Genomic DNA, 25,764 nt, shown 5'->3' with positions numbered 1-25,764 from the left:
CGGTCTCGAGCGGTCGGCACAAAAGTGCCCGGGCGAATATCCTGCATCGTCGCTCGCTACGACTGAGGATCTGATAACGCTTTCGCCAAAACCAACAGACAGCGCGGGTGTGCGCGTGGTCGCGCCACGCGCGTGAGGAGTTACCACCGGCTATTCGATCGGCGTACTGGTCGACGGCTTCCCCACCGGCGTATCGATGGACGCCACATCGGGGCGAACTACGATCGAAGCGTCTCGAGTGCCCGAGGCCAGTAGGTCCCATCGGCCTCCGCGTATCCGGCGGACGTACCACCCAGTTGGAGGTTCTCTCGGTTCCCCGTCGGCACGTACGGATACCGGATGGCGTGGCCGGCGTCGTCGAAGACCAAGTGATCGTACTCGTGGGCAAAGTCGCGTTCCTCGAGACGGTCTTCGGCGACGGAGGTGAGTTCAGTCGACTCCCACAGCAGGTCCTCGCCACCGGAGACGAGCAACACGGGGCCGTCGTTCTCCTCGACGGCGATCGCCGCCTCTTCGCGTTCGTCGTCGCCGGTAAAGTGAGGAATGGGTTCGCCGTCCAGCGTCCAGGCGTGTTCGGTCGCGTGTCCGGGCGAGAGTCCGGTTACCACGACCCCGCTCCCGTTGAGACTGACGACGGGGCCGACCGAATCGAACCGACTCCCGGCCAACAACGCGAGTTCGCCACCCCTCGCCCGTCCGAACAGTCCCACCTGAGAGTCCTCGACCCGGTCGTGATCGAGCAACCACGCCGCGGCTTCGTCGACGAGTTCGAGGGGAACCTCGACGAGTTCGTCCGGGAGCCCCTCGGCCCCGTAGTAGTGGAGTGCGAGGGCGACGAACCCGTTCGATGCGAGCATTCGCGCGTAATCGGTCAGTGGTTCCGCCTCGGATGCGTGCAGGACCACGACGGCGGGTACTGGATCGGACCCTGGCGGTTCGAACGCCACTCCGGCGGGCCCACCGTCGAGTTCCGTCACGGTGAGTTCCGGATCGCCGAAGGTTCGCGTCATCGTCGACGCGCCGAGGACGTCGTCGCCCGCGGATACCTCGAGCGAGAGCGTCTCTTCCGGCGGCGGTGTGTAGGTAGATCCCTCCCCGTCGACCGTCTCCATCGACTGGATCAACTGCATCGTTCCCGCGTCGTCGTCCGTCCCGTCCACCGGTACGTCAGCCTCGAGATCGATCGTGCCGTCGGTGGCCTCGTACGTCGCAGTCGTCGACCACGTGACGTCGTTGTCGTCATCCGCCGTCGCGGTCACCTCGACCTCCTCGCCCGACGGCAGTCCGCTGATCTCGAGCGAGAACCGTTCGTCGATCCGGACGGACTCGGGGTGGTCGAACGTCGGTTCGGTTTCAGCTATCGACCGGACCTCGCCGAGACAACCACTCGTCGTACCGACGACACCTGCACCAACCACGCCGAGAAATCGACGACGATTTGCATCCGCCAGCTTTCCCCCAGATGTTTCCATATGCGAACAATCCGATAATGTGATTTAAATTTTTATTATACCAGATATAATATTATTCGTCCAGTATGGAGTCGATAGCCCGATTCGAGAGCGGATAGTGGCCGTCCGCGGAGGATCGTCTCGAGCGTTCGCGGTCGGTCCGAAACCCCGACACCGGCGGCGGACGCGCCGAGGGACTGCCGACCGAACGCAGCGGGGCGATCGCGGCAATCCGGGACCGTGAGCCGAGTTCTTTTCAGGTGTCCGGGCGAGGGACGGATAGGAGCACGACTCGTGGCAGAGACGGATCCGGAAACCGAGCGCAAGCGCGTCGACATGACGACGGGGGCGATTCCTCCGAAACTGCTACACCTCGCGTGGCCGCTCGTTCTCGGGAACCTCCTGCAGACGTTTTACAACCTCGCCGATATGTTCTGGGTGGGCCAGATCGGTGACGGCGGCATCTCCGTCGCGGCCGTCTCGCTGATGTTCCCGCTCTCGTGGATGTTCGTCTCGACGGCGATGGGGCTGACGGCGGCGACTATCGCGCTGGTTTCCCAGTACGTCGGCGCCGACGACGACCGGATGGCGGACAAGGTCGTCGCACAGACGGTGTTGATCGCGCTCGCCGTCTCGGGCGTACTCGCCGCCATCGGCCTCTACTTTCGTCGACCGCTGCTGTGGCTGATCGGCGCTCGCGACGAGGTGTTCGTCGAGGCGCTCGCGTACATCGAGGTCATCTTCCTGGCGCTGCCGCTGACCTTTCTCTTCTTCGCGTTTCGCTCCTCGCTGCAGGGTGCCGGGGATACGAAGACGGCGATGTGGCTCGTGTTGATTTCGGCGGGCGTCAACGTCGTGATCGATCCCTTCTTCATTCTCGGCTGGGGGCCGTTCCCCGAGATGGGGACCCGTGGTGCGGCGGTCGCGACGTTCATCTCGCGAGCGATCGCGGCGGTTGCGGGGATCTACATTCTGCTCGACGGGAGTTTCGGCGTTCGACTGCGGCCCGGCGATCTCACACCCGACGTCGGAATCTTGCGACAGTTGATCGACGTCGGCTATCCGGCGACGATCGACGGCTGGGCCCGAAGCTTCGCATCGGTCGCGATGGCCGGCTTCGTCGCCCGGTTCGGTGCCGCGCCGACGGCGGCCTACGGGATCGGCGTTCGGTTGATGTCGGTGACGTGGGCAGTATCAGGCGCCGTCGGCAACGCGACCGCGACCGGCGTCGGCCAGAACCTCGGCGCGAAGACGCCTGACCGCGCCGCGGCCGTAGCGCGAACCGCGACGGCGGGAACGATGCTGCTCATCTTCGCCGTCGCGGCCGTGCTGATGGCGTTTCCGGCCCAGGCCATGCGGGTGTTCGTCGCGGACCCCGAGGTGATCGCCGAGGGCGTCGTCTTCCTGCGGATCATGGCCCCCTTCTGGGCGCTGTTCGCCGGCGTGATGGTGATCCAGGGCGCGTTCCGCGGGGCCGGGAACACCCGGGAAGCGATGGTGCTGTCGTTTCTCTCGCGGTGGATCTTCCGGGTTCCCGTCGCGCTCGTGCTCGCGTTCACCGCCGTGACGATCCCGGTACTCGGCGTGACGATCCCGACCGTGCCGGGGATCGACCTCGGGATCGAAGGGATCTGGTGGGCGTACTCCTTCGGCATGGTCGCCTCCTTCGCCGTCGCGGTCGTCTGGTTCCGGCTGGGTACCTGGCGAGAAGGGATCGTCGACGACGGAGCGGACGCCGGGGCGACCGAACATGGCGAACGCGAAGCCGAGACCGACGCTGAGTTCGTCGACGACTGATCGGTGTAAGTCATTTCCGATGAGACCGCGACCCGTCCAGTGATACACCAGGACATCGGGACGGCAAACCGTATGGCGGTCGTCCACACCGGTTTCGCAGATCCCTCACCGATCGAACGGCCCGACCGGCAGCCACTTCTCGAGGGTCGGGCTGAACTCGGCGGCCATCTGGGCGTCGGCGTCGGTGAACGCGTCGGTCGCGATCAGGGTGAACAGATAGGTCCCGACCACGGCGATCGGAAGGACCGCGGCGACGAGGAGATCGGACTCGAGGAAGTAGACGACTGGAACGCCGGCGATCGCCGCGGGAACCCCGGCGCCGACGATCTTGGCGAAGTCCCGCGTGAACGGGTGAATCCCGTCGAGGACGTAGATCTCGAACAGTGTGAGTCCGCCGACCAGAAACAGCGCCGTCGCCGATCCGATCGCCGCGCCTTCGATGCCGAGAACCGGAACGAGCGCTACCGACGCGAGGAAGTTCGCCCCGAAGAGCGTAAGCGTGTTGGCGAAGACGATCCGGGAGTAGCCAAGCCCCTGGAGCAACGAGCCGTCGGGACCGCCGAAGGTGACGTTGAACAGGAACGCGCCGGCGAGTAACGCGACGACAGCGTTGGCCTCGGCGTACTGGGGCGTATAGAGCACGGCGAGGTACGAACTCGCACCCAGCGAGAGGACGATCGCGATGGGAAGCGTGATCCCCGCGATCCAGCGGGCCATGATCCGAAACCGTCGCTCGACCAGCTCGATGTCGTCTCTCGTCTCGGCGATCAGCGGTTTGAACACCGGCGACAGCGAGTTGAAGATGATCATCAGCCCCGAACCGAGCATGTAGCCGACGCGGTAGATCCCGACATCGTCGGAGTCGAGGAAGTAGCCCAGCACGAAGTAATCGACGTGACCCATCAGGACGAAGACGACGCTCGTCATCGCGAGCGGAACCGAGTACGTGACGAGCGGACCCGGTGAGACGAACTCCACGGGTCTCGAGAGCAGATCCCAGGCCTTGTAGGTGAAGACTGCCGCGCCGATCGTGATCGCGACGAACAGCCCGACGACGTAACCGACGATGAGGCCGAGCAGCCCGTACCCGACGAGCAAGAGCCCGGCTGTGACGCCGAAGCGGACGATCGGACGGACGAGATCCCGCATGATGACCCGGTACTGGAGCTTCTTGATGCTGTAGTAGGAGGTGAGCAAGACGTTGTAAATCGCGAGCATCGGGATCGTCACCGAGAGGAACAACAGCGCGATCCGCATCGAAGGCTCCTGGAAGAGCTCGCCGAACAGTTCGGAGCTGGCCGCGAGCGCGAACGCGACGACCGACGACGTCACGAGGACGGTCGCGGTCACCTGGACGATGACGCCTTTCGCCTTGCCGTACTCCTTTTCGTCGAGATACTGCGGAACGAAGTAGTCGATCGCAAGCGGCAATCCGAGGTTCGCAAACACCTGCATAAACAGGATGACGGACGTCGCGAGCACGAACAGTCCGTACACCGAGGGGCTGACGAACCGCGTCATCAACATCACGATCGCAAAGCCGAAGACGCCGTTGACGACGTTCCCGACGAACGTGATACTGCCCTGCTTCGCGAGCGTCGAGACGCCCTCGTCCTGATCGGTCATGGCCCCGTTCCAGTGATTTCGTCCGCCGACCGCATCAGCAGGTTGCCCCCACTCGGCGTCGCCGGATCGGCCGCGGTCGACGCCGGTGGAGGTACTCCCTCGAGTCCCATCGAGAGAGCCATCAGACCCCCGTCGCCGGCTCGAGTTCGTAGCTCTCGACGGTGGCCGCCTCCTCGCCGAAGCGGGGGAACTCGATTTCGAACGGCCACTCCTCGCCCGAGGTGACGTCCTCGTCGACGTTCTCGATGACGCTCTCGAGTTGTTCACCCTCCTCGTCGAAGAACGTCGCCCGGATCTCGAGGTAGTTCAGCGTTCGATCGCCGACGTTTCGAACGACCCCCCAGACGTAGACGCGCTCGTCCTCGGTTCCGGGATTGTCCCGGACGAGATCGGACCAGGCGATTTCGACGTCGGCCGGTTCGGTGATCTCCTCCCCGTTGTCCTCGAGGAACTCGAGACAGCCCGAAACCGCGACCGCGAGCGACAGCGAGAGGAACCCGCGACGGTACATCTATTCTCCGTTCGGCGGGCCGAGTCTTGAGGGTTCTGGACGTCGACGTTAGGTCGACAGGGGTGAGTGGGGTCGACGAAAGGTACTCCGTGCGGGGCCGACGAGAGGTACGCGTATACCGTCGCACCCCGAACGAACCTCGTATGGAGTTGCCAGCCGAGCCGGAAATTGTCCTGACGAACGACGATGGGATCGATGCGCCGGGCATTCGAGCACTCTACGACGCACTCTCGACGGTCGGATCGGTCACCGTCGTGGCACCCGATCGTGACCGCAGCGCTGTCGGTCGATCGCTGTCGTACGGCCGCACGGGATCGACCGACGAACCGGATTTCTCCGGAGACGGGGAGTCCTCGGCGATCGACATGGCCGACGGGCAGTTTACGTCCCTGGTCCCCCACACGGACCACGAACTCGGCTACGCCATCGACGGGACGCCCTGTGACTGTGCCATCGTCGGCGTCAACGCCCTCGAGCCAGCACCCGATCTCGTCGTCTCGGGCTGTAACGACGGAGCGAATCTGGGGACCTACGTCCTCGCACGCTCGGGAACCGTAAGCGCCGCGATGGAGGCCGCGTTTCTCGGCTTGCCGTCGATCGCCGTCTCGATGGACACCCTCGGAATGGCCGAACCGCTCGAGCCCGCGGACTTCTCAGAAGCCGCCGACGTGACGGCAGCGATCGTCGAGAATGCGCCCGGAACAGGGCTGTTCGACCGCGTCGACTACCTCAACGTCAACGTTCCGACGCCCGAGGGGTCCTCGGCGGCCCTCGAGATCACGCGGCCGACCGACGTCTACGAGATGGATGCGACCGCCCAGGACGGGCGATTTCGACTGACGAATCGCCTCTGGCAGCAGATGGCTAACCGGGATATCCCCGATCCGCCCGACACCGACCGACACGCCCTCCTCGAGGGGAACGTCTCGATCTCGCCGCTACGGATCCCGTCCGACCTCGTCGAGTCGGATGTCGTCTGCGACCTGCTCGAACGCTGGGTGTAGCGCGGGCCGAGTCGGTCCACGGCCGACTCGAAACGCGGCGGTTTTACAGGGTCGTCGACAATCATCGGTATGGAGTGTCGTCACTGCGCGTCGCCGCTCGAGAAACCCGGCGATTACTGTCTCGTCTGCCGGGAACGGAACACCGCTGCGGTGGTGCTCGAGGCGGCGCGCGATCGCGCGACGCTTACGATGCTCGCCGAGGAAGACGAGGAGGCGTTCGCCCGCGACGACGACCCGAGACTCGGAGAGACGACGGTGACGACGACGCCGGAAGACGGGGAAAACGAGATCGTCGAACTCCGGAACTTCGCGGGGTTGATCGCCGACGAGATCAGACGAAAGCGCCCGGAGGAGGTCTACGCCGGCGGGACCCGGTCGGTGATCCGAGCCGTCCGCGGAAAGGTCCACTACCCGTTCTACCGCGTCGACGACGACGACCCCGTCGAGGCGGTTCTCCAGCGTCGGGGAAAGCGCGCGCTCGACGTCGTCGAGACGCCGCCGGCCGAGAAAATCGGAGGGAGCCACTCGACGCTCATCGGCGGTCGCACGGGAATGCGTGCGATCCACGCGGTGGCCGACCACCCACACGTAAAGAAGGTCATTCCGGGCCCCATCGACGCCGGCGGTACTGGTTCGCAGTCGGGTCTCCGGGCGAAGGTCACTCGCGCTGACGACGGCGGCAACGTCCGCATGCTCATCCGGGACGGCTCGAGCGTCCAGGAGAACCGCGTCGTGACGACGGCTCGAGACCGTGAGATGGGCGAACGGATCCGCGAGGATCTCAACGACGTACTCGCCGATTCGGAGTTTCAGTGACGCTCGTCCGCCGGACACACCGCCTCGACTCCCGAGCGACGAGGTAACTCGATGGGACGGCTGACGACCCGGTCGGAGGTCGCGTCCGTTTCGACGGTTCTCTGGAGAGATACGAGTCGATGGAAGAGACACTCCCTGCTGGTTGTCGGGCCCTTATCCGCGTCACGCTAATGAGATCTCATTAGACATGATCGAGCGCGCCGACGCCATCCTGGCGATGATCCCGATGCTCGCGATGAGCGGATTCGTCGTTCGATCGATCGTCACGACGACCGGAGTCGGAACCGGACTGCTCGCCGTTCCTCTCGCCCCGATCGGCTATTTCGCGGCGTTCGGGCTGATCGTCGGCGAACTGCTCGTCGGCCCGGTTGCCGAGCGTTCGTCGGAGGAATCGACGTGACTCAACAGCTTTATGAATCCGCTGGGAATAGATAGCAGTACTATGGCCAAGAAAGGAAAAGTCGGTAGCGCGGGCCGCTTTGGCGCACGCTACGGTCGGGTGGCACGACGTCGCGTCAGCGAGATCGAAGACGACATGCAGAACGCGGAAGTCGACGGCGACTCCGTCACCCGCGTCGGAACCGGAATCTGGAAGAACGACGAAACCGGCGAGGTCTTTACCGGCGGTGCCTACCGTCCGGAGACACCCGCCGGCAGAACGGTAAAGCGGTCGATCCGCGCTGCACTCTCCGAGGACGACGAGTAACCCCACCCCCATTCCACGCATGAGTTACAAGTGCTCCCGTTGCAAACGTGACGTCCAGCTCGACGAGTACGGCGGCGTCCGCTGTCCGTACTGCGGACACCGCGTGCTCCTGAAAGAACGCAGCCGCGACGTCAAGGAAGTCGGCGTCCAGTAACCGTCCCGTGGTTTCTCACGACGCGACCCTCGAGTTCGACTACGAGAGCGCGTCGACTGCCCGTATCGTCGCCGAGAGCGTCGCCCGCGAGGTCGGCGAGATCGACGACGAGCGATCACGGACGACGATCGACCGGGAGGCGGAGACGGTGCGTCTCGAGATCGACGCCGAGGACGTCGTCGCGCTTCGAGCAGCGCTCAATACCTGGTTTTCGCTCGTCGACGTCGCCGAGCGGACGGCCGACACCGGTACCCGGACGCTCGAAACGGGTGAGTGATACGGGCTGCTGTACCGATGTACCGGCGCGACCGCCGTCCGGTGGTTGCGCCGGAAACGACGTACAGTAACCCGTATGAGGCCGGTTTCGACGCGCCGGTAGTCGCTCGAGTCGTCGCAGGCGGGCCGTCGAGCGAAACCCGTTGGATCACCGGAAGATCCATCTGTCGTCCGACACATTCGATCGGATGATGCGATATCTCTCCCGGCTCAACCGGTACGGGAAAACGATGCTCGTGAGCGTGACCCTCGGAATCGGGATAGTGCTGGTCGGCGGATCAAGCTTTGCGCTCCTGGCAATCTTCTGTTTCGGTGTGGCCGCGTTCTCGGTTGCCCGCGCGATGGCGCGAACTGAGCCGGTGGATCGCCCGCCACGGGACCAAACTCGTTCGGACGGCGATACGAAACGACGGCGGGGGACGGAAGGCAAGAAGGGCGCGGCCGCGATGGAATGGAACTGACCGTCCGGTAGACGCGACGTGAGGTGAAATCCGCGACATTTACCGGAGGATGAACCAACGGAAAGCGGGTGGCTGGTGCTCCCAGCCGGTCCGTTCTTCGACACGAAAGCTTGACTTTTTACGTCCGGAGGGCGAGGGTCGAATCATGCAAGGCAATCTTCCACCGGAAGCGCAAGAGAAGATCGAACAGCTCCAGGACCTTCAGGAGACCGCACAGACGGTCGCCGTCCAGAAACAGGAAGCCGAATCGAGTCTCACCGAAGCCGAAAACGCCCTCGAGCAACTCGACGAGATCGACGAGGAGACAGCTATGTACCGTCAGGTCGGCGAACTCCTCGTCGAGACCGAGTACGACGAGGCCGAAGCGGAACTCGACGAGAAGGTCAACTCCCTCGAGATTCGACTCGAGACGCTCGAGAAACAGGAAGATCGCGTCCAGCAGCAGTTCGAGGGGCTCCAGGAGGAACTCGAAGAACTGCTCGGTGGAGGCGGCATGGGCGGCCCGGCAGGCCCCGGCGGTCCCGGTGCCGGCGGCGCGTAAATGACACAGGACGAACCGACCGACGAGGAGGTCGTCCAGACGGCCTCCGACGCCGCGGAAGGGCTGATCTTCTCGCGGTATAAGCAGTCGAACGTTCGTGATTGCGACGTCACCGTTAACTTCGAGGACGGTATCCTCGAGGTGGACGTCTACATCAACGTTCCGGACGACGTGGCTGGGCCGTACCCCGAGCAGGTCGCAGACGACGCGGCGCTTACTGCCCAGCAGGCGGTCGACGAGCTGTTCGAAGAGTAGTAGTACTGGCTCCCACGCCTGCACTGATTGGCGAACGCACGCGGTTGGTGTCGATTTCGCTCATCAGTCGACGCTTGGGAGTGCGATCCGACGGGCCGCGCCACGCCGTTTTCTGCTCTCGAGTGACGAACCGCGAACGACGGTCTCTCCATCGAAGAGTCGTCTGTCTCGTCGAAAACCGGGCCGAAGCGGTTTTCCGGTCGGTCTCAAATTGGTGAGTCGAATCGGCTTCCCCAGTCGGATCCGTCGTCGCCGTACGGACCGCAGTCTTCGGCTCCAACGGATTCTGACTACAACGCCCGGTCGTGTTCGGTCTCGAACTCCCGCTGGGCCCGGTACTGGTCGACAAACTCGCCGATATCGAACTCGAGCATCTGGGATTCGAACTCTCCGATCGCCTCGTCGTCGTCGGCGTGGCTGATCGCGTGTTCCATCAGTTCGACGACGAGTTCGACGACGATCTCGTGAAGTCGGCGGGCGTCGAACTCGGTGATCCATAGCATGGCATAGCCGACGGTGCCGTCGTCGCTGGCGTCGTAGACGACGACCTTCTCCGGAAACTCCTCCATGACGACGCCCATGAGGTGTGGTGTGCCGAACTGGTCGAACTCGTCCGCCGTGTCGATCGTCTCTCGTAAGACGGCGACGAGCGATTCGGGGAAAAATCGAGAGGGTGGGTGGACGTCGGTGACGACGGCGTGATGCGTGCCGTCGGAACAGATCCACTCGCGCATCCCGAGGTCGATGTCGTGAGGATCGATCGTCTCCCCACACGGTACCTCGAGACGCCGATCAGGATCGGAGCCGGGAACGCGGGGTTGTGCCATTGTCCGTCGTTCGCCCGGCGAAGCCATAAGGTCGGCGACTCGAGCGGGCGGTCAGGGCTGTCGGCGGTCCGGAACCGTACCGGTCGAGGCGGAACCCGCATCGGACGGCCAGGACCGGTACCGATCGAGGAGCAATATCGCGAGCGTGACGCCCACCGCGAGGAGGAGGACCCACCGATCGGCCGAGACGTACCACCCTGGCGTCGGCGGTCGCCACGTCGTCAGCGGAAACAGATACTCGTTGGTGAGGAGTTTCCCGTCCGCGTACCGCTGGGGGAGGTCGACGATCAGGTGTGAGAGGCCGCCGGCGAACAGGACGAGAAACGCCCGCCTTCGGTGAGTCGAGGACCCGAACAGGAGCGCACCGATCCCGGAGAGCAACGCTGTACCGACGACAGTGTGGAGTCCATCCCACGCAAACGGCACGCCGAGTACCGACGACACCCACCCGCTCGGAACGACGAGCAAAACGACGATTCCGAGGATTCGGTGTCGGGACTCCATCGTGGACACTTATTTCAGACTGCTGTGTCGGATATAAACAATTCGAATACGTGCGAGTGCCGAAACGATCGGACGCCGGGAGAACGAAAGTGCGAAAGCGCTCGCGATTCTATGGCCAGTCGTCGCGGACGGGTTCGGCGTCGTCGTCCTCGCCGTCGGTCGTCGTCGCCACCACCCACTCCGCTGCCTCGGCGGCGTCCTCGATGGCCAGGTACTCCCAGCCGACGGCGTCGGCCAGCGTCTCGTCGTCTTCGTCGACGCCCACGAAGACGTATCGGTCCGTGTCGAACTGGTCTTTGACGCCCTCGAGGCTCTCGGCTTTGCCACGTGGGCCGGAGAAGAAGTCCTGACGGATCCGGTTCTTTCGCGTGAAGTTTGTCACCACGTAGGTCGGTTTCTCGGAGACGACGCCGATGTACTCGGTCCACCCTCGAGCGTCCTCGAAGACGGACTCGGGCGAGGCGAGTTGCTTCAGCGCCTCGAGTTCGAACGCGAGAGTCATGTCGCTGCCGCCGTTCATACCCGAACGAACGGCCGCACTGGGGAAAACGGCTTCGATACGTCCCCCAACGGGAGGTCGTATACGATCTGCTAGCCTCGTCAGCTCCGTTCGACGCGGTAGTAGTCGGTGAAGACGATGACCTCGCCCTCCTCGAGGGCACTCGCCTGTGGAACCGTCGAGCGCTCGCCGGCCAGTATCTCGCGGACCTCCTCGAGCGCCGCGGTCTCGAGTTGATCGACGTGTCTCACCGTGGCCCCCGATTCGATCGTCTCGACGCGACGAAGCGTCGGTGCCCGGCACGGAAACTCACTCGCGGAACGGTCGCTGAAGGACATGTGTATTGTTACCAATTAGCATTACTCCACTTAACTGCTTCGGTCGTGTACGCCGACTCCGGTCGAACTGACCCGACACTCGAGTGGTCGGTCGTTGCGACGAGGCGTCAAGTTGATAGCAGGAGAGTCCTTCGTTCAGCCTGAACATGCCGCCCGTATCGGCTGCGGTCGAATCCGTGCCGGCCGCCAGCCCCGAGTTCATCGGCGTGACGTCGATCGTGTCGACGGTACTCGAGTCAGGGGTGACGGACGCGCTCGCCTGGATCGCCATCGGCGCGTTCTTCCTCGCGGTCGTCCTCCAGTGGCGTGGCGAGTCGGACGCGGCCCGGATACTCGCCTCGGCGGCCTGGCTCGTCTTCGGCGTCTTCTGGCTGACGATGGTGCCGTACTACTACTACGACGCGCAAAGCCCCCTCCAGACCGTGCTCTCGCTGGCCGCGTTACCGCTCTGTGTCTATACCGGCTACCTGCTGTACGGCGGTCGACAGTCGCTTCTGTTGCTCTCGAAGGCCGTCGCGATCATGGGACTTATCTATCTTCCCGCGGAGACGATCCCGTTCATCAGGCAGTGGCTGATCGAGACGACCGCCGCTCAGACCCACGCCGGGATGGAGCTTCTGGGCCACAGTCCCGGCATCAACGAGGGCGCAAACGGCTACTACAGCCGGTTCGACTTCGATCCCGACGAGACGGTCACCGGACGGACGACGTACATCGTCCTCGCGTGTACCGGGATCGGGAGCATGGCCATCTTCGCCGGGTTGATCGCCGCCGTGAAGGCACCACTTCGGCGCAAGCTGACCGGGATCGCACTCGCCGTCGGCATCATCTGGCTCCTGAACCTCGTTCGGAACGTCTTCATCGGACTGGCCTCTCCGTGGGGCTGGTTCCAACAGGAGTGGCTAGTCTCGTTTATGACGACCTACATGGGCGCACAACCCGAACGAGTCTCGTTTCTCGTCGCACACAACTACATCGCCCAGACACTATCTGTCGTCGCGCTCGTCGCCATCACCTACCTCGTCGTCAGGATCGTTCCCGAGATCCTCGAGCCACTCGAGGACGTCCTCTACGTTCTGACGGGCAACGAGTACGACCTCTTCGAGGCCCTCGACAAAGAGGAAGTGCGCGCCGACGGCGGCCCGGATACTGACCGATGACCGACGCGACTCTCACCCGACAGTGACCCCACCGACCGTCGACCTCCCGTTCTCGCTCGAGGAACGCGCCGTCTTCGTCCCCGACGCCGACGCGCTGATTCTCGCCGACGTCCACCTCGGCCGCGGCGTCGCCTCGAACGTCGATGCGCCGGTCGGCGACGGCGCGGACGTCCGAACCCGTCTGGAGGCGCTGCTCGAGCGGACCGAGCCGGAAACGGTCGTCGTCGCCGGCGACCTTCTCCACTCGTTCGACTACGTCCCCCGAGGCGTCGAAGACGATCTATCGGCGCTCGAGTCGGCCGTCGCCGACGCGGACGCGTCGCTCGTCGTCACCCCCGGCAATCACGATACGATGCTCGCCGAAGTGTTCGACGGCGAGACGACCGCAGAGTATCGGCTGGCCGACGGCGAGACGGTCGTCTGTCACGGCCACGAGCCACCCGAGACCGACGCCGCTCGGTACGTCGTCGGCCACGACCATCCGGCAATTTCTCTCGAGGGGCGCAAGCGCCCCTGTTTCCTCTACGGGCCGGGCGTCTACGAGGGAAGCGACGTCCTCGTCCTACCGGCGTTTACGCGGGCCGCGGCCGGCGCGACCGTCAACGGGATGCGCTCGCGGGACTTCCAGTCGCCGCTGGTCACCGACGTGGACGCCTTCTACCCGGCGGTCTGGGACGACTCGAAGGGGGAACCACTGTGGTTTCCGCCGCTCGGGGAGTGTCGCAAACTGCTGTGATCGATACGATCAGGCGTGGTTCGACAGCCAGCCGTCGAATCGGCTCTCGAACTCCATCTTCCGGTGCATCCGCCACTGGACGAGTATCATCGGCAGCGGGAGTACAGTAAGCGCTGGAAACAGCCACACCGACGGCATTCCGCTCGTGAAAACCCACACGAAAACGGCGATTCCGACCGCGCTCTCGAGCAGCGAACCGGTGAAGTAGGCGATCCAGAGCCGCCGCGCTCGCGTTCGCTGTTCTTCCGTGTAGATGCGACACCCGTTCAGCCCGCCCAGAACACCGCTGATGGAGAACACGAGCGCCAGAAAGAGCGTCCCCGTTTCGATCATGTGAACGAAAATTGTGAGTGGGATGACGAAAGTGTTGTGTGACGACCGCCATGGGTCTCGAGTGACGGCGGTTGGATCACCCCGAGAGATCCTCGAGAACGGCCTTCGCCGCCTGGCGACCGCTCTCCATCGCACCCTGGATCGACGACCAGCGGGTGTAGTCACCGGCGAGGTAGACCGCCCCGTCGGGGTCGCACACGTCGGGAAGTCCGGCGTGGAAGCCGGGTGGCTGTACGAACTGCGCGAACGGAATCCGGTCGGTGTGCTCCAAGGAGAACCCGTCGAACGCCCGTTCGGGATACCACGACTCGAGGGTATCTCGGGTGGTCTCGGCGAGTTCCTCGTCCGTTTCGGTTCGGTCGCCAAGATACGTCGCGCTTATCAGCGTCACGTCCTCGGGTGCGTACTCGGGTGCGACCTCGCTCGTCGGAACGACGTGATTCGGCCCCGCGGAGTCGGGATCGGCGTTCAACACGATCCGTCTGGCGCTTCCGATTCCGGAGTCGGCCGGGAGCGCGTAGTACTGGGTCACACAGCCTCGCGCGTCCGTGGGGATCGAGTCGACACCAGTAATCGATCGTGCCGTGGGCGGATCGGTCGCGACGACGGCGGCGTCGGCGTTGTACGTCCCGTCGGTGGTTTCGACGACGACCGTCTCATCAGCGGGGTCACTCGCATCGACATCCGTCCCAGACCTCGAGGCGACGTCGGTCGAAACCGACTCGACTGCCGCGTCGGTCTCGATCGTCGCACCCTCGGCCTCGGCGAAATCAGCCAACTGACCTGGAATCGCCTCCATTCCCGCCGCGGGGACCGCAGTGTCGCCCGCCGACAGCGCTTTGAACGTGTACTCGAAGATCCGCTTGGACGTCGACAGCGATCGGTCGAGCGTGATCCCGCCGTAGAACGGAGCGGCGAAACGCTCGAGAAATCGGTCCGAGAATCCCATCCCACGGAGATACGCGTCGATCGAGCTATCGCCGGGAGACTCGAGGAGTTCGTCGAACGTGCGGTTCCGGAGCGCCCACCTGAGCTTCGCCACGCGGAGTTTGTCCCCGAACGTGACGTCGGGGGTGAACAGCGCGGCCGGGAACGCCCTCGGTGCACGGAGCGGATCGACCAGCGGCGATCGGTGGCCGCCCCGAGCGATCGTTGCACCCGGCGCGAACGGACGAAGATCGAGCGCCTCGAGATCTAACTCTCGACGAACCGCGGGATAGGCAGTAAAGAGGACCTGAAAACCGTCGTCGAACCGATAGCCGTCCCTGACCGTCGTCCGTACTCGTCCGCCGAGCGACGGCCTGCGCTCTGTGAGCGTGACGTCGACGCCACCGCCAGCGAGGTGACGCGCAGCGACGAGACCGGCGAGCCCGCCGCCGACGACGACCACTCTCGGAGTCGATTTCATACCCGTGTATCGGTCGACGAACGGATAAACGCTCGACCTACCGTAGTTACCCACAGCCCGGAACACATCGGTCCCGGCGAGTCCACGATCAGCCTTCGGGGTCACGACCGCCAGGATACAGATCCGTGAGACGGATTGCTGTCCCGGTCTCCCGGCGAACCCGCCCCAGGAGTCGCGAGCCTACCGACACTGACGGACCATAGATTGCATCACATCCCGGCAACCACCCTGAGCACGACGCCGGTGAGAATAACCAGCACGCCGAGGATGGTCGCGATCGGTGGAATCGGAACGAAAAGCAACACGATGCCGGCGAGGATGACGCCCGTCGAGAGCCGAACCATACACGTCCATCCACGACGGGACGGGTATCGGTGAGCCATGCATACCCAGACGGCATATATACCGGTCGTGTTGTCGTCCCGGCTCGTCGCTCCGCCGACAGAGACTCGAGATCAGTGGCTCGAGGAAACGATCTCACCGATATCGGCGTCGGGATCGATCAGGTGATACTCGTCATCTTCGAGCGTCACGACGCCTTCGTGGCGCAAGTGGTCGAGATGAGCGTACGCCTCGCCGGGGCCGTGGAGGATGTGAATTCCCTCGAGGTCGCCAAACAGGTGGTCGCTGACCGTCCAGGCGTCGGCCGGGCCGTGTTCCGTGAGTACCTCGAGGACGTTTTCGGTCCGCTCGCGGTGGTGGTCACGGATCGTCAGGGCCCGCGCGGCCGGATCGTCGATTGGATCGCGATGTCCCGGCCAGAGGCGAGCGTACCCCCGGTCGACGATCGTTCGGAGCGACGCCAGGTACGTCTCGAGCGGTCGCTCGACGCGGATATCCGCGCCGCCGACGTTCGGGGTGTAGACCGGAAGGATCGCATCGCCGACGAACGCCTCGGTCCCAGCGTGGGCGGCGTCGTCGCTCCCCGAACGCGTTTCCGACGCGCCGTCGATCTCGAAACAACAGAGGCCAGCGGTGTGGCCGGGCGCGTGAACCGCCTCGAGCGTTCGCCCGCCGACCGCGACGACGTCACCGTCCTCGATCGGCGTCGCGTCGACCGGTTCGCCGTCGACCCCGCTCGTCGCCTCGAGAAACGCGAGCAGTTCCTCCCTCGCCTCGGCCGGAACGCCCCACTCTGAGAGGGACTCGCGACGCAACTCCTTGAGGGCCGTCACCGCGTCGGGATCAGCCTCGACGAGGGGCGCGTCGGCCTCGTGGACGTAGACCGTCGCGTCGCTTTCGGCCTGGATTTCGCCGGCCAACCCTGCGTGGTCGGGATGGTGGTGCGTGAGAACGATGTCGTCGACGTCCGCGAACTCGTATCCGCGTTCGGCCAGCTCTTCCCGAAGTTGTACGCGACAGTCCGGCGTCGCGACGCCGGTGTCGACGAGCGCGAGGCCGTCGTCCTCATCCGCGAGTACGTACGCGTTGTTCCGTCCCTCGAACTCGTCGTTTCCCAGCGAGATCCGATCCATATCTGTACCAGAGTCGCCGATCGCTCATAATTTGCCGGGTCACGGAACCGTTCTCGCCGACGTCGACGCGCCGTCCCGACTCACGGGTACGCGTCTCAGTCCTCGAGTTCCGCCCGCAACAGCTGGTTTACGTCGCCCGGATCCGCGCTACCGCCGGTCTTTTGCATGACCTGACCGACGAGGAAGTTGATCGCGCCGTCGTCGCCCGATTCGTAGTCCTCGACGGCCCCCTGATTCTCGTCGATCGCTTCGACGACGGCCTGTCGAACCTCGTCCTCGCCAGTCTTGCCCAGCCCCTCCTCGGCGACGACCTCGTCCGGCGTCCGCCCGTCGTCGAGCATCGAGCGCAGCACGGTCTCGCGGGCGTTTTTCGCCGTGATCTCGTCCTCGTCGACGAGCGCAACGAGTCGTTTGACCTCCTCGAGTCGCCCTTCGATTTCGGTGATCTCGATGTCGCGGTAGTTGAGTTCGCCCAGCAGGTTGTCGGCGACCCAGGTCGCCGCCAGGTCTGGGTCGAACTCGCCGGCGACGTCCTCGTAGAAGTCCGCAACCTGCTTCGTCGAGGTGAGCTTGGAGGCAGCCTCCTCGTCGAGACCGTACTCGTCGCCGAATCGCTCCCGTCGGGCCGAGGGCAGTTCCGGGATCGCGATCTCCTCCTTCCAGTCCGAGACGCGAAGCGGCGGGAGGTCGGCCTCCTCGAAGTACCGGTAATCTTTCTCCTCTTCTTTCGACCGCATCGAGACCGTGATACCCCGAGCCTCGTCCCAGTGGCGCGTCTCCTGTTCGACCGCGCGACCGCGCTGGATGGCGTTCTTTTGTCGGGTCTCCTCGTAGGCCAGCGCCTTCTGTGCGCCCTTGTGACTCGAGATGTTCTTGACCTCGGTGCGGTTGGCTGCCTCGAGTGCGTCCGCGCCGATCTCGTCTGCATCGTCGCCGTCGATCTCCGCTTCGGGGATGATCGAGAGGTTGGCGTCGATCCGCAGACTGCCGTCGCGTTCGGCGTCGAAGACGCCCAGATACTCGAGTACTTCCTCGAGTTCGGCGAGAAACGCCCGCACTTCGTCGGGACTGCGGAAGTCCGGCGCGGTGACGATCTCCATCAGCGGCGTGCCGGCACGGTTGTAGTCGACGAGCGTGTAGTCGGCAGTGTCGATCCCGCCGCCGACGTGCTGGAGGCTTCCCGGGTCCTCCTCTAAGTGCGCCCGTTCGATCGTTACCGAGCGGCGGGTGCCCTCGACGCTCACCTCGAGTTCGCCGTCGGCACAGATCGGCTCGTCGTACTGCGTGATCTGGAAGTTCTTGGGGAGGTCGGGGTAGTAGTAGTTCTTGCGGTGAAAACGGGTCTCCTCGGGGATGTCGGCGTCGATCGCCTTCCCGATTTTCACCGCCGCCTCGACGGCACCCTCGTTCAACACCGGCAACGCACCCGGGAGGCCGAGACAGACCGGACAGACGTTCTCGTTGGGCTCGTCGGTCTGCTCGGTCGAACAGCCACAGAAGATCTTCGTGTCGGTCTCCAGCTGGACGTGGACCTCGAGGCCGATGACGGTCACGAGGTCGCCCTGCTGGACGGTTTGTGCGGTCATTGCGCCCCGATTCGGGGCGGGTAGGGTAAAACGTAACGGGACAGAGTTGCGCGTCGGATCGGATTCAGAACGATGTACGTATTGCTCGCACTCGAGGGCCAACGTTGGCTGTGCTCACCGCTGGTTCGCAAGCTGGAGTGCGATGAAGTTTTCACCGACGACGAGAGACCTCGAGACGTAGAGGATGGACTTCGACTGCTGACCGGTCGGCCGCCACCGACGGTACGTCGGAGGACGTTCTCGGTCGAACGATCCACTCGAAGACGACCGATCAGAATACGTCCGGGAAGAGCACGTAGACGAAAATCAGCGTCAAGAGACCGACGAAAGCGGTGTAGTACACCAGCGGAATGAGGTTCAACCGAATGACGCGCCCCTCTTTGCCGACGAGGCCGACGGTCGCCAGCGCGGCGACGACGTTGTGGATCGCCACGAGGTTGCCGATCGCGCCGCCGACGGCCTGAGCGCCGACCACGAGTTCTCGTGAAATGCCGAGCCGTTCGGCGGCGATGAACTGGAACGGACCGAAGGTGATGTTGCTAACCGTGTTCGACCCGACCAGCGCCGCACCGAGGGCACCGATGAGCGCCGCAACCATCGGATAGACCGGACCGAACACGTTGGCCGTGGCCGTCCCGAGTACGACGATCATACTCTCGGTACCGGACGCGTGCGATCCGGACTGGAGCATGACGTGAGCCATCGCCAGGACGAACACGAGCGCGATCAGCGGCGAGGCGAGTTTCGACGTGGCACCGAGCCAGGCTTCCGACACTTGCTGGCGAGACATACCGAAGATAGCGATCGCCGCGACGGCGCTGACGAGCAACCACATCCCAGGCACGTAGGTCAAGTTGATCCCGTTGCCGAGGGTGGTTCCGAGGATGTTCGTCCACTCGAACAGAAATACCCCGACGGTTATCTCGCCGATTCTCGTCGCGAACGTGCCGAGAGTCAGCGAAACCTGTGTCCCGAGGAGCGTAATCGACTCGCCCTGCAACAGCGCGGGTAGCGGTTCGACGACGCGGGTGATGAGCAAGAGGACGACCAACAGTAGATACGGCGACCAGGCCCGCAGGATCGAAATATCGTGGGCGGCGTCTACCATCGGACTGACGTCGCTTGGTTCGATCGAGCCGAGCCAGTGATCCGGCCACTCCGACTGCTCCGGAAAGGTCCACTCGTCTTCCGGCAGGAAATACCCCGCTCGGAGCGCGCTGATCACGATGGCTGCGCCGACCATCGAGCCAATCAGCGCCGGGAACTCGGCACTGATGTACCACGCCGACAGCCAGTAAGGGATCGCGAACGCGAACCCCGCAAACAGACAGAGCGGCCACACCTCGAGCGCCGGCGCGATCGACCGGTCCGCCGGATCGTCGAAGAAGTAGACGATCATTCCCACGACGAAAAGCGGCATGATGAATCCCACGAGGAGATGGTACGTGGCGGCCCACGCGGCCACGTTGATAGCGAATTCGGTCGCGGTCATGCCCTCGGCTTCGATCGCCGTTCGTATGCGCGAGACGCCTGCCATCGGCTCTCTGATCCCGACCATGATCGGCGTCCCGACCGCGCCGTAGGTGACGGCGATGATGTGGCCGATCAGTGCAGCAACGACTGCCGCGAGCGCAGGGAAGCCGAGTCCGAGCAACAGCGGTGCCACGACCGCGGCTGGCGCGCCGAATCCGGCCGCGCCTTCGATGAACGTCGAGAGGAAAAACGCGACCAGAACGATCTGTACGCGTCGGTCTTCGCTGATCGTCGCGAATCCGCTGTTGAGAACGTCGAACGCCCCGGCCCGGAGCATCGTATACAACAACACGAGCGCCCCGAAAACGATGAAAAGAATCTGGACCGCCGTGAGCAGGCCTTCGATCGTCGCCGCGATAATCCACGAGGGAGGCATTCCCCAAACGAAAAAGCCGACGAGAACTGCCGACACCCACGCGATTGGCATCGCTCGAGTCGCAGGCCAGAGGAGACCGACGAGGAGCACGCCAACGACGATCAACGGTGTCGCTGCCAGCACGACTGCGACCGCATCAGCAAGCATCGCTGCTCCGATCGTCCCTCCGTCCACTCCACGTAGTCCGCCGTGGATCACTCATCACACACATTATTTTGTGGAGATATCCGATTTATAAGTTTGGATGGGTGTTGGTATCTGGCTTCTCGACGGAACTGGCCGGCGTCGATCCGACGAAAGGATGTGGCACCATCTGGAACGTCCTCCACGAAACCGTCGTATCCCCACGCTCGGATAACAGCCACCGCTGTTCGTGCTGGCGGCCGATTCGCGAGCGGGAGTACGATGCTGGTCACCGACTCTCATCGCTCTCCGAGACCTCGTCCGCTCGAGAGAGTTCACCCACTTTCTCCTGTAACTCGACGACGGTCCGTTGTTGAGTCGTCGTCTCGTCGATGATCTCGCTGGCGGCGTCGGTGACTTCTCGAGAGTGAGTTTCGGCGGTTTCGACCATCGCGAGTACTTCTTCGACGCTCGAGGCCTGATCGTCGTTCGCCTTCGCGACCTCGTCGATCTGTTCGGATGCGGAGCTGACCGATTCTTCGATATGTTCGAACGAGTCGACGACGTCTTCGATCGAGCCGTCCATCGATTCGATCTGTCCGTGTGCCTGCTCGACAGCGGTGACGGTCTCGTGGGACATTGACTGGAGCTCGCGGATGTAGTCGGTGATCTCGTCGGTGTGTGACTGCGTTTCCTCGGCCAACGATTTGATCTCGTCGGCGACGACGGCGAATCCGGCTCCGTCATCGCCTGCGGTGGCGGCTTCGATCGAGGCGTTCAACGCGAGCAGGTTGGTCTGGTCGGCGACGCCGTCGATGATTTCGACGACCTGTTCGATCTCTTCGAGGTTGTCGGAGAGGACGGTGATGGTGTCGACGAGTTCTTCGCTTACGTCCGCGACGTCGCCGCCGACGCGTTTGGCCTCGCTACTCGCGTCGACGCCAGTTTCGACGCGCTCCTGTGCGCGCTGGGCGGCGTCGGCGACTTCCTTCGACGTTGCGGCGATCTCTTCCATCGTCGCACTGTAGGACTCGACCTCGTTTTTCGTCTCCCGGAGCGCGTCGTTCTGTTCGTCGAGTGTCTCCTCGACAGTGTCGGCCGACGCCGCAGCGTCGTGGATCGAATCCGCGAGCTGATCGGTCGTTTCGTTTACGTCGTCGACGAGCGTCTGGAAGCTGCTGGCCATCTCGTTGACTTCGTTGACGATGTCGAGCAGTTCTTCGCCGACGACGTCGTGTTCGTCCTCGTAGTCGACGCGAGCTGCCAGTTCGCCGTCGCCGATCCGCTGGAGGACGTCGGTCACGTTCTCGACGAGGTCGGTCATCGCCTCGTCACGTCGAACTTCCTCGGTCTGATCCCGGATGATCTCGAAGACGGCCTGGAACTCGCCGTTCTCGTCGAAGATGGGGACGGCCCAGAACTCGACTTCGATCGTCTCGTCGCCGAGCGTCGTCGCGGTACTCGTATCGTAGAAGACCGGTTTTTCGGAGTAAGGAGTGTCGTAACGCTCGACGCCGTACTCCTCGTCAGCGCTGCGAGGATGTTTCACGACCTTGTCTGCTAACGTGAGCTTTCGGGCACCCTCGCTGTAGGTCGCTTTCACGACGCTGTTTTGTGCGGTCTTCCCCATCGCCTCCTCCCGTTCCATACCGACGAACGCCGTGTGGCCGTAATTCCAGCCGACGACGCGGTGGTCCGCATCGAGCATGTAGACGGGAAACGGAATCGCCTCCAGAACCGCTTCGATCGTCAGATACGAATCGGCGTATTCGTCCGTCCGTTGCGCTCCGAACCCCTCGACAGCCGTCGCGACGTCGCCGAGCATCGTTCCCAATCCCGCTCGAAGTTCGGATTTCACCGCCTCAGCACGACCGCCCTCGAGACGGTCGAACGCCTCCTCGAGCAGCGAATCGACGATCACCTCGTAGGAACGGACGAACTCCTCCGGCGAACACCCCTGTTTCATGTACCGCTCGCTTTCGGCCGTAACGGTATCGGCGTCCCACTCGGAGTCGTCGGATATCACCGTCGAAAGGCGGTTCGCTCGATCCTCCTGTATCGCTGTCGGAACCTCTGTGTCGTGAACGCCGTCTAGCTCGTCAGGTGAGACGTCGATGCTGAGATCGAGAGCCCCGTGATCGCCTTCCGGCGGTGATGGCGACGTATTCGAATCCGACGGTTCCAGCTGTGGGTCCGACTCGCCGCTCGATCGGGAACTCTTGTTTCGTATATTGAAATCCACCATGCCAAAATATACCAAGGAACCGCCCGATAAAATACGTTATCGCCGACCGAACGGGCAGCCGATTCGGACTGCGTGGTCGAAGCTGGTTCGTCCCTTCCTGGCTGGTGTCGCGAAGCCATCTGGAGGCGATTCCCCACTCGTCTACCCGACATCGATTCGGTCGACTTTCCGGAACCCCCGACAGTCAAGGCAAAAGCATTTGCAGTCGACTGTACTGGTGGGATACATGGGGAGCGACCGAGAACGAAACGATCACGGGCAGTACGCCGATCGAATCCTGCCGGAAGCCGCCCTCGAGCCCTTCGAGAAACGAGAGGATCACGGCCGACCGCTCACCGCGAGCGACGTCATGGAGGCACTCGATTGTTCCAGGCGCACTGCCCACAACAAACTCAACGACCTGGTCGAACGGGGTGAACTCGAGACGCGAAAGGTCGGCGCCCGCGGCCGCGTCTGGTGGATTCCAATCGAGGCGACACCCGACGCTGTTCGTGCCGGTTTCGAAACCGACCACGAACCGGACGGAACCGAGCGAGACGAGACGACGCCGTCCGTAGAAGAGGCGATTCGGACGGCCGACCTTCCCGGCTCCGGCGCGACACTCGAGGCGCGACGCGACGCGTTGCGGGCGGCCTACGAGTACATCGTCGACAATCCGAGTGCGACGAAATCTGACTTCCTCGAGCACGTCTACCCCGATTACCCCGCCGATTTCGAGACCGAGGAAGGCTGGTGGAACGCAATCCAACCGGCCTTAAAGGAGTTGCCTGCGGTCGATCCGCCCGAGGAACGGGGTCACATCTGGAACTTTCTCGGCGACGATCGGTTCACGCCGACGCTCGGCTGAACGTCGTCACACTGGACCGTCTCTCGGTCGATCTCGGCTCGCTACTCGCACACTCGGATCCGTATTCGGCCGGCGTTCGACACCGTGACGTGATAGTCGTCGATCGCGACCGAGACGACGACGTCGCCGTCACCGTCGGACACGATTCGATCGAGCGCCTCGGGGTCGACGTGCTCGTAGAGCACGAACCCGACCTCGTCCGGCGTCAGATCGGTCCCCTCGAGTGTACTGAGTTCGTCGACGATCGCGACGCTCGCTGGCGTCCCAGGATCGTACTCTCGCTCGATTATCATCGTTTCTTGATTTTCTCGCAGTAGCTGTCTGGTCGACGCACGAAGCGATCGAAACCGGGTCCTAGAAGAGACCCGGGAAGACGACGTAGCTGAACACCGTCGCGACCAGCCCCACCCCGATCGCGTAGTAGGCGAGTGGGATCAGGTTCAATCGCATCACACGACCCTCCTGTCCGACGAGGCCGACGGTCGCCAGCGCGGCGACGATGTTGTGGATCGCCACGAGGTTCCCGATTGCACCGCCGACGGCCTGTGCGCCGACGATGAGCTGGGTTGGTAACTCGAGCTGTGAGGCGGCTTCGAACTGGAACCCGCCGAAGGTGATGTTCGACACCGTGTTCGAGCCAGCCATCGCAGCCCCGAGCGCGCCGATGAGTGCGGCGACGAACGGATAGGCAGGACCGATGGCGTCTGCGGTCGCCTGTGCAAGGACGAAGATCATGCTCTCGACGCCCTCGGCGTGTGCGCCGGACTGGAGCATCACCTGCACCATCGCGATGACGAACACCAGTGCGATGAACGGTGCGACGAGCTTCTCGCCTGCTTCAGCCCAGGCGGCTTTCACCTGCGTGCCGGACATTCCGTAGAGCGGAATCGCGATCAGCGCACAGAGGATCAACCAGAAGCCAGGGACGTAGACCCATTCGATACCGCCGGAGAGGCCGGTTCCGAAAATCCCTTCCCAGGTCGTCGTAAACAGCATCTGGTGGGCCGTGATCGTGGTTCCGGCGACCTCGACCGGTTCTCCCTGCAGGAACGCCGGGAGCGGGTCGACGACTCGCGTGATCACGAGCAAGGCGACCAGAAGAATGTACGGCGTCCAAGCCCGAAGCAGCGACATCTGGGAGCCAACGCCGCCGTCGGTAGTCGCCGCCCCGTCGCCGGTCGTCTGCTCGACGCCCGGAGCGCTGGCCTGTCCGGGTTCGATCGTGCCGACCCAGTGGTCGGGCCACTCCTCCCGGTCCGGGAACTCCCACTCCTCCTCGGGGACGAGGTAGCCCGCTTTGAGCACACCGACGACGATCGCACCGCCGACCATCGCGCCAATCAAGGCGGGGAACTCGGCGCTGATCTGTGCGGACAGCCAGTAGGGAACCACGAACGCGACCCCGGAGAACAACGCCAGCGGCGCGACGTCCCACGCCGGCTGGAGGCTACGCTCGTCACGGTCGCCAAAGAAGTAGACGACCATGCCGACGGCGAAAAGCGGCATGACGAATCCGACGAGGGCGTGGTAGGTCGCCGCCCAGACCGCGACTTCGATCGAGTACGCCTGGACGGTAAATCCGGCGTCCGTGATCGCCGTATTCGTCGATTCGGTCGTCGCAAGTGGATCCTCGATCCCGATGATGATCGGCGTCCCGACCGCGCCGTAGGTGACGGCGATGATGTGCCCGATCAGTGCCGCGATCACCGCCGCCAGTGCCGGGAAGCCGAGTGCGAGCAACAGCGGGGCGACGACCGCCGCTGGCGTCCCGAACCCGGCTGCCCCCTCGATGAACGTCGCGAGGAAGAACCCGACCAGGATCACCTGCACGCGGCGATCGTCGCTGATCTTCGCGAATCCTTCGTTGATTCGATCGAACGCGCCGGCCTGCATGAGCGTGTACAGGAGTAACAGCGCGCCGAAGACGATCCAGAGGATCTGGATCGCAGTCATCACCCCGACGATCGACGCTGCCCCGACGTAGTCGCCTGGCATGCCCCAGAAACCCCACGCGATCAGCGCCGCCACAACCCACGCGATCGGCATCGCCCGCGTTGCGGGCCACAGCAATCCGACGAGCAAGACACCCACGAGTACGAGTGGCGTGGCTGCGAACAGTATCTCGAGCGCGCTAACCATCGACCTCACCTCGACAGTTCTCCCGGCCAGTCAGTGC

General features: G+C 63.8%; 30 protein-coding genes. 13 read left to right on the top strand and 17 right to left on the bottom strand.

What is annotated here, in order from left to right; genetic code table 11:
- Window positions 1–218: 218 nt before the first annotated feature.
- Window positions 219–1,472 carry an acyl-CoA thioesterase/bile acid-CoA:amino acid N-acyltransferase family protein gene (locus GRS80_RS09355; protein WP_160047308.1) on the bottom strand — a complete coding sequence of 418 codons (1,254 nt, stop codon included), beginning with the start codon at window positions 1,470–1,472 and terminating at the stop codon, window positions 219–221.
- A gap of 273 nt (window positions 1,473–1,745) precedes the next feature.
- On the opposite strand from GRS80_RS09355, the gene GRS80_RS09350 reads away from it, so the two are divergent.
- On the top strand, window positions 1,746–3,248 hold the full coding sequence (locus GRS80_RS09350; protein WP_343161513.1) for an MATE family efflux transporter: 1,503 nt from the start codon (window positions 1,746–1,748) through the stop codon (window positions 3,246–3,248).
- A 105-nt stretch (window positions 3,249–3,353) separates the two neighbouring features.
- Here the strand turns inward: GRS80_RS09350 and GRS80_RS09345 are convergent, their stop codons facing one another.
- Genes GRS80_RS09345 through GRS80_RS09340 form a run of 3 tightly spaced genes read right to left on the bottom strand, consistent with a single transcriptional unit; the run spans window position 3,354 to window position 5,385 of the window.
- Window positions 3,354–4,874 (bottom strand): flippase, encoded by a 1,521-nt coding sequence (locus GRS80_RS09345; RefSeq protein ID WP_160047307.1) that lies wholly within the window; start codon window positions 4,872–4,874, stop codon window positions 3,354–3,356.
- Entirely contained in the window at window positions 4,871–4,996 is a 126-nt protein-coding gene (locus tag GRS80_RS20935) for a hypothetical protein (RefSeq protein ID WP_255455262.1), read from the bottom strand. The genes GRS80_RS09345 and GRS80_RS20935 overlap by 4 nt, the downstream gene beginning before the upstream one ends.
- Window positions 4,996–5,385: an FxLYD domain-containing protein gene (locus GRS80_RS09340; RefSeq protein WP_149082777.1), complete on the bottom strand. Its 390-nt coding sequence runs from the start codon at window positions 5,383–5,385 to the stop codon at window positions 4,996–4,998. Before GRS80_RS09340 ends, GRS80_RS20935 begins: the two co-directional genes overlap by 1 nt.
- A gap of 143 nt (window positions 5,386–5,528) precedes the next feature.
- Between GRS80_RS09340 and surE the strand changes: the two genes are divergently transcribed.
- The 9 genes from surE to GRS80_RS09295 all read left to right on the top strand — a co-directional run bounded on the left by surE (window position 5,529) and on the right by GRS80_RS09295 (window position 9,598).
- Complete coding sequence (surE, locus tag GRS80_RS09335) at window positions 5,529–6,389, top strand: 5'/3'-nucleotidase SurE (RefSeq protein ID WP_160047306.1); 861 nt, start codon at window positions 5,529–5,531, stop codon at window positions 6,387–6,389.
- 69 nt (window positions 6,390–6,458) lie between these two features.
- Complete coding sequence (locus tag GRS80_RS09330; RefSeq protein WP_149082779.1) at window positions 6,459–7,205, top strand: DUF2103 domain-containing protein; 747 nt, start codon at window positions 6,459–6,461, stop codon at window positions 7,203–7,205.
- Between the two features lie 187 nt (window positions 7,206–7,392).
- Entirely contained in the window at window positions 7,393–7,605 is a 213-nt protein-coding gene (locus GRS80_RS09325; RefSeq protein ID WP_160047305.1) for a hypothetical protein, read from the top strand.
- A gap of 42 nt (window positions 7,606–7,647) precedes the next feature.
- Complete coding sequence (locus tag GRS80_RS09320) at window positions 7,648–7,911, top strand: 50S ribosomal protein L37ae (protein WP_149082781.1); 264 nt, start codon at window positions 7,648–7,650, stop codon at window positions 7,909–7,911.
- Between the two features lie 19 nt (window positions 7,912–7,930).
- Complete coding sequence (locus GRS80_RS09315; RefSeq protein WP_124196427.1) at window positions 7,931–8,065, top strand: DNA-directed RNA polymerase subunit P; 135 nt, start codon at window positions 7,931–7,933, stop codon at window positions 8,063–8,065.
- Between the two features lie 7 nt (window positions 8,066–8,072).
- On the top strand, window positions 8,073–8,342 hold the full coding sequence (locus GRS80_RS09310; RefSeq protein WP_149082782.1) for a KEOPS complex subunit Pcc1: 270 nt from the start codon (window positions 8,073–8,075) through the stop codon (window positions 8,340–8,342).
- Window positions 8,343–8,532: 190 nt separating this feature from the next.
- Complete coding sequence (locus GRS80_RS09305) at window positions 8,533–8,802, top strand: hypothetical protein (RefSeq protein ID WP_160047304.1); 270 nt, start codon at window positions 8,533–8,535, stop codon at window positions 8,800–8,802.
- A 145-nt stretch (window positions 8,803–8,947) separates the two neighbouring features.
- Entirely contained in the window at window positions 8,948–9,343 is a 396-nt protein-coding gene (locus tag GRS80_RS09300) for a prefoldin subunit beta (RefSeq protein ID WP_149082784.1), read from the top strand.
- On the top strand, window positions 9,344–9,598 hold the full coding sequence (locus GRS80_RS09295) for a DUF3194 domain-containing protein (protein WP_160047303.1): 255 nt from the start codon (window positions 9,344–9,346) through the stop codon (window positions 9,596–9,598).
- A 290-nt stretch (window positions 9,599–9,888) separates the two neighbouring features.
- Here GRS80_RS09295 and GRS80_RS09290 read toward each other — a convergent pair whose 3' ends face one another.
- From GRS80_RS09290 to GRS80_RS09275, 4 genes are all read right to left on the bottom strand, one after another.
- Window positions 9,889–10,425, bottom strand: coding sequence for a DUF5815 family protein (locus GRS80_RS09290; protein WP_160047302.1), 537 nt, complete (start codon window positions 10,423–10,425; stop codon window positions 9,889–9,891).
- A 51-nt stretch (window positions 10,426–10,476) separates the two neighbouring features.
- Entirely contained in the window at window positions 10,477–10,938 is a 462-nt protein-coding gene (locus GRS80_RS09285) for a metal-dependent hydrolase (protein WP_160047301.1), read from the bottom strand.
- 100 nt (window positions 10,939–11,038) lie between these two features.
- Window positions 11,039–11,449, bottom strand: coding sequence for a hypothetical protein (locus GRS80_RS09280; protein WP_160047300.1), 411 nt, complete (start codon window positions 11,447–11,449; stop codon window positions 11,039–11,041).
- Window positions 11,450–11,529: 80 nt separating this feature from the next.
- Window positions 11,530–11,766 carry a hypothetical protein gene (locus GRS80_RS09275; RefSeq protein WP_160047299.1) on the bottom strand — a complete coding sequence of 79 codons (237 nt, stop codon included), beginning with the start codon at window positions 11,764–11,766 and terminating at the stop codon, window positions 11,530–11,532.
- Between the two features lie 146 nt (window positions 11,767–11,912).
- Here GRS80_RS09275 and artA point away from each other — a divergent pair, with 146 nt between their 5' ends.
- Window positions 11,913–12,926, top strand: a complete 1,014-nt coding sequence (gene artA / locus GRS80_RS09270) for an archaeosortase A (RefSeq protein ID WP_160047298.1) — start codon at window positions 11,913–11,915, stop codon at window positions 12,924–12,926.
- Window positions 12,927–12,948: 22 nt separating this feature from the next.
- Complete coding sequence (locus GRS80_RS09265; RefSeq protein WP_343161512.1) at window positions 12,949–13,662, top strand: metallophosphoesterase; 714 nt, start codon at window positions 12,949–12,951, stop codon at window positions 13,660–13,662.
- Between the two features lie 9 nt (window positions 13,663–13,671).
- Here the strand turns inward: GRS80_RS09265 and GRS80_RS09260 are convergent, their stop codons facing one another.
- The 7 genes from GRS80_RS09260 to GRS80_RS09230 all read right to left on the bottom strand — a co-directional run bounded on the left by GRS80_RS09260 (window position 13,672) and on the right by GRS80_RS09230 (window position 22,741).
- Window positions 13,672–13,995, bottom strand: coding sequence for a hypothetical protein (locus tag GRS80_RS09260; protein ID WP_160047297.1), 324 nt, complete (start codon window positions 13,993–13,995; stop codon window positions 13,672–13,674).
- A gap of 76 nt (window positions 13,996–14,071) precedes the next feature.
- Complete coding sequence (locus GRS80_RS09255) at window positions 14,072–15,403, bottom strand: NAD(P)/FAD-dependent oxidoreductase (protein ID WP_160047296.1); 1,332 nt, start codon at window positions 15,401–15,403, stop codon at window positions 14,072–14,074.
- 209 nt (window positions 15,404–15,612) lie between these two features.
- Window positions 15,613–15,747: a transporter gene (locus tag GRS80_RS09250; RefSeq protein ID WP_160047295.1), complete on the bottom strand. Its 135-nt coding sequence runs from the start codon at window positions 15,745–15,747 to the stop codon at window positions 15,613–15,615.
- A 111-nt stretch (window positions 15,748–15,858) separates the two neighbouring features.
- The gene (locus GRS80_RS09245) at window positions 15,859–16,878 is read right to left on the bottom strand and encodes an MBL fold metallo-hydrolase (protein WP_160047294.1); all 1,020 of its coding nucleotides are present in this window, start codon (window positions 16,876–16,878) and stop codon (window positions 15,859–15,861) included.
- 95 nt (window positions 16,879–16,973) lie between these two features.
- On the bottom strand, window positions 16,974–18,464 hold the full coding sequence (gene gatB, locus GRS80_RS09240) for an Asp-tRNA(Asn)/Glu-tRNA(Gln) amidotransferase subunit GatB (RefSeq protein WP_160047293.1): 1,491 nt from the start codon (window positions 18,462–18,464) through the stop codon (window positions 16,974–16,976).
- A 271-nt stretch (window positions 18,465–18,735) separates the two neighbouring features.
- The gene (locus GRS80_RS09235) at window positions 18,736–20,520 is read right to left on the bottom strand and encodes an L-lactate permease (RefSeq protein ID WP_160047292.1); all 1,785 of its coding nucleotides are present in this window, start codon (window positions 20,518–20,520) and stop codon (window positions 18,736–18,738) included.
- 265 nt (window positions 20,521–20,785) lie between these two features.
- Window positions 20,786–22,741, bottom strand: a complete 1,956-nt coding sequence (locus GRS80_RS09230) for a methyl-accepting chemotaxis protein (protein WP_160047291.1) — start codon at window positions 22,739–22,741, stop codon at window positions 20,786–20,788.
- A 226-nt stretch (window positions 22,742–22,967) separates the two neighbouring features.
- Between GRS80_RS09230 and GRS80_RS09225 the strand changes: the two genes are divergently transcribed.
- Window positions 22,968–23,588 carry an HTH domain-containing protein gene (locus GRS80_RS09225; RefSeq protein WP_160047290.1) on the top strand — a complete coding sequence of 207 codons (621 nt, stop codon included), beginning with the start codon at window positions 22,968–22,970 and terminating at the stop codon, window positions 23,586–23,588.
- Window positions 23,589–23,629: 41 nt separating this feature from the next.
- On the opposite strand, the gene GRS80_RS09220 is transcribed toward GRS80_RS09225, so the two are convergent.
- Both GRS80_RS09220 and GRS80_RS09215 read right to left on the bottom strand, forming a co-directional pair.
- On the bottom strand, window positions 23,630–23,881 hold the full coding sequence (locus tag GRS80_RS09220; RefSeq protein WP_160047289.1) for a HalOD1 output domain-containing protein: 252 nt from the start codon (window positions 23,879–23,881) through the stop codon (window positions 23,630–23,632).
- 61 nt (window positions 23,882–23,942) lie between these two features.
- On the bottom strand, window positions 23,943–25,727 hold the full coding sequence (locus tag GRS80_RS09215) for an L-lactate permease (RefSeq protein ID WP_160047288.1): 1,785 nt from the start codon (window positions 25,725–25,727) through the stop codon (window positions 23,943–23,945).
- Between the last annotated feature and the right edge of the window lie 37 nt (window positions 25,728–25,764).

Source organism: Natrialba sp. INN-245 (assembly GCF_009807105.1).
GTDB classification, from domain to species: domain Archaea; phylum Halobacteriota; class Halobacteria; order Halobacteriales; family Natrialbaceae; genus Natrarchaeobius; species Natrarchaeobius swarupiae.
The sequence above is the reverse complement of the archived record's forward strand: the minus strand, read 5'-3'. Positions and strand labels throughout refer to the sequence as shown.

Excerpts from the sequence above, each read along its gene's own strand:
- GRS80_RS09225 (WP_160047290.1), top strand. The coding sequence starts at position 22,968 with ATGGGGAGCGACCGAGAACGAAACGATCACGGGCAGTACGCCGATCGA.
- GRS80_RS09340 (WP_149082777.1), bottom strand. The coding sequence starts at position 5,385 with ATGTACCGTCGCGGGTTCCTCTCGCTGTCGCTCGCGGTCGCGGTTTCG.
- GRS80_RS20935 (WP_255455262.1), bottom strand. The coding sequence starts at position 4,996 with ATGGCTCTCTCGATGGGACTCGAGGGAGTACCTCCACCGGCGTCGACC.
- GRS80_RS09330 (WP_149082779.1), top strand. The coding sequence starts at position 6,459 with ATGGAGTGTCGTCACTGCGCGTCGCCGCTCGAGAAACCCGGCGATTAC.
- GRS80_RS09235 (WP_160047292.1), bottom strand. The coding sequence starts at position 20,520 with ATGCTTGCTGATGCGGTCGCAGTCGTGCTGGCAGCGACACCGTTGATC.
- GRS80_RS09355 (WP_160047308.1), bottom strand. The coding sequence starts at position 1,472 with ATGGAAACATCTGGGGGAAAGCTGGCGGATGCAAATCGTCGTCGATTT.
- GRS80_RS09250 (WP_160047295.1), bottom strand. The coding sequence starts at position 15,747 with ATGGTTCGGCTCTCGACGGGCGTCATCCTCGCCGGCATCGTGTTGCTT.
- GRS80_RS09255 (WP_160047296.1), bottom strand. The coding sequence starts at position 15,403 with ATGAAATCGACTCCGAGAGTGGTCGTCGTCGGCGGCGGGCTCGCCGGT.
- GRS80_RS09215 (WP_160047288.1), bottom strand. The coding sequence starts at position 25,727 with ATGGTTAGCGCGCTCGAGATACTGTTCGCAGCCACGCCACTCGTACTC.
- GRS80_RS09295 (WP_160047303.1), top strand. The coding sequence starts at position 9,344 with ATGACACAGGACGAACCGACCGACGAGGAGGTCGTCCAGACGGCCTCC.
- GRS80_RS09305 (WP_160047304.1), top strand. The coding sequence starts at position 8,533 with ATGCGATATCTCTCCCGGCTCAACCGGTACGGGAAAACGATGCTCGTG.
- GRS80_RS09230 (WP_160047291.1), bottom strand. The coding sequence starts at position 22,741 with ATGGTGGATTTCAATATACGAAACAAGAGTTCCCGATCGAGCGGCGAG.
- GRS80_RS09315 (WP_124196427.1), top strand. The coding sequence starts at position 7,931 with ATGAGTTACAAGTGCTCCCGTTGCAAACGTGACGTCCAGCTCGACGAG.
- GRS80_RS09320 (WP_149082781.1), top strand. The coding sequence starts at position 7,648 with ATGGCCAAGAAAGGAAAAGTCGGTAGCGCGGGCCGCTTTGGCGCACGC.
- GRS80_RS09290 (WP_160047302.1), bottom strand. The coding sequence starts at position 10,425 with ATGGCACAACCCCGCGTTCCCGGCTCCGATCCTGATCGGCGTCTCGAG.
- GRS80_RS09260 (WP_160047297.1), bottom strand. The coding sequence starts at position 13,995 with ATGATCGAAACGGGGACGCTCTTTCTGGCGCTCGTGTTCTCCATCAGC.
- GRS80_RS09275 (WP_160047299.1), bottom strand. The coding sequence starts at position 11,766 with ATGTCCTTCAGCGACCGTTCCGCGAGTGAGTTTCCGTGCCGGGCACCG.
- GRS80_RS09280 (WP_160047300.1), bottom strand. The coding sequence starts at position 11,449 with ATGAACGGCGGCAGCGACATGACTCTCGCGTTCGAACTCGAGGCGCTG.
- GRS80_RS09345 (WP_160047307.1), bottom strand. The coding sequence starts at position 4,874 with ATGACCGATCAGGACGAGGGCGTCTCGACGCTCGCGAAGCAGGGCAGT.
- GRS80_RS09300 (WP_149082784.1), top strand. The coding sequence starts at position 8,948 with ATGCAAGGCAATCTTCCACCGGAAGCGCAAGAGAAGATCGAACAGCTC.
- GRS80_RS09325 (WP_160047305.1), top strand. The coding sequence starts at position 7,393 with ATGATCGAGCGCGCCGACGCCATCCTGGCGATGATCCCGATGCTCGCG.
- GRS80_RS09245 (WP_160047294.1), bottom strand. The coding sequence starts at position 16,878 with ATGGATCGGATCTCGCTGGGAAACGACGAGTTCGAGGGACGGAACAAC.
- surE (WP_160047306.1), top strand. The coding sequence starts at position 5,529 with ATGGAGTTGCCAGCCGAGCCGGAAATTGTCCTGACGAACGACGATGGG.
- artA (WP_160047298.1), top strand. The coding sequence starts at position 11,913 with ATGCCGCCCGTATCGGCTGCGGTCGAATCCGTGCCGGCCGCCAGCCCC.
- GRS80_RS09220 (WP_160047289.1), bottom strand. The coding sequence starts at position 23,881 with ATGATAATCGAGCGAGAGTACGATCCTGGGACGCCAGCGAGCGTCGCG.
- gatB (WP_160047293.1), bottom strand. The coding sequence starts at position 18,464 with ATGACCGCACAAACCGTCCAGCAGGGCGACCTCGTGACCGTCATCGGC.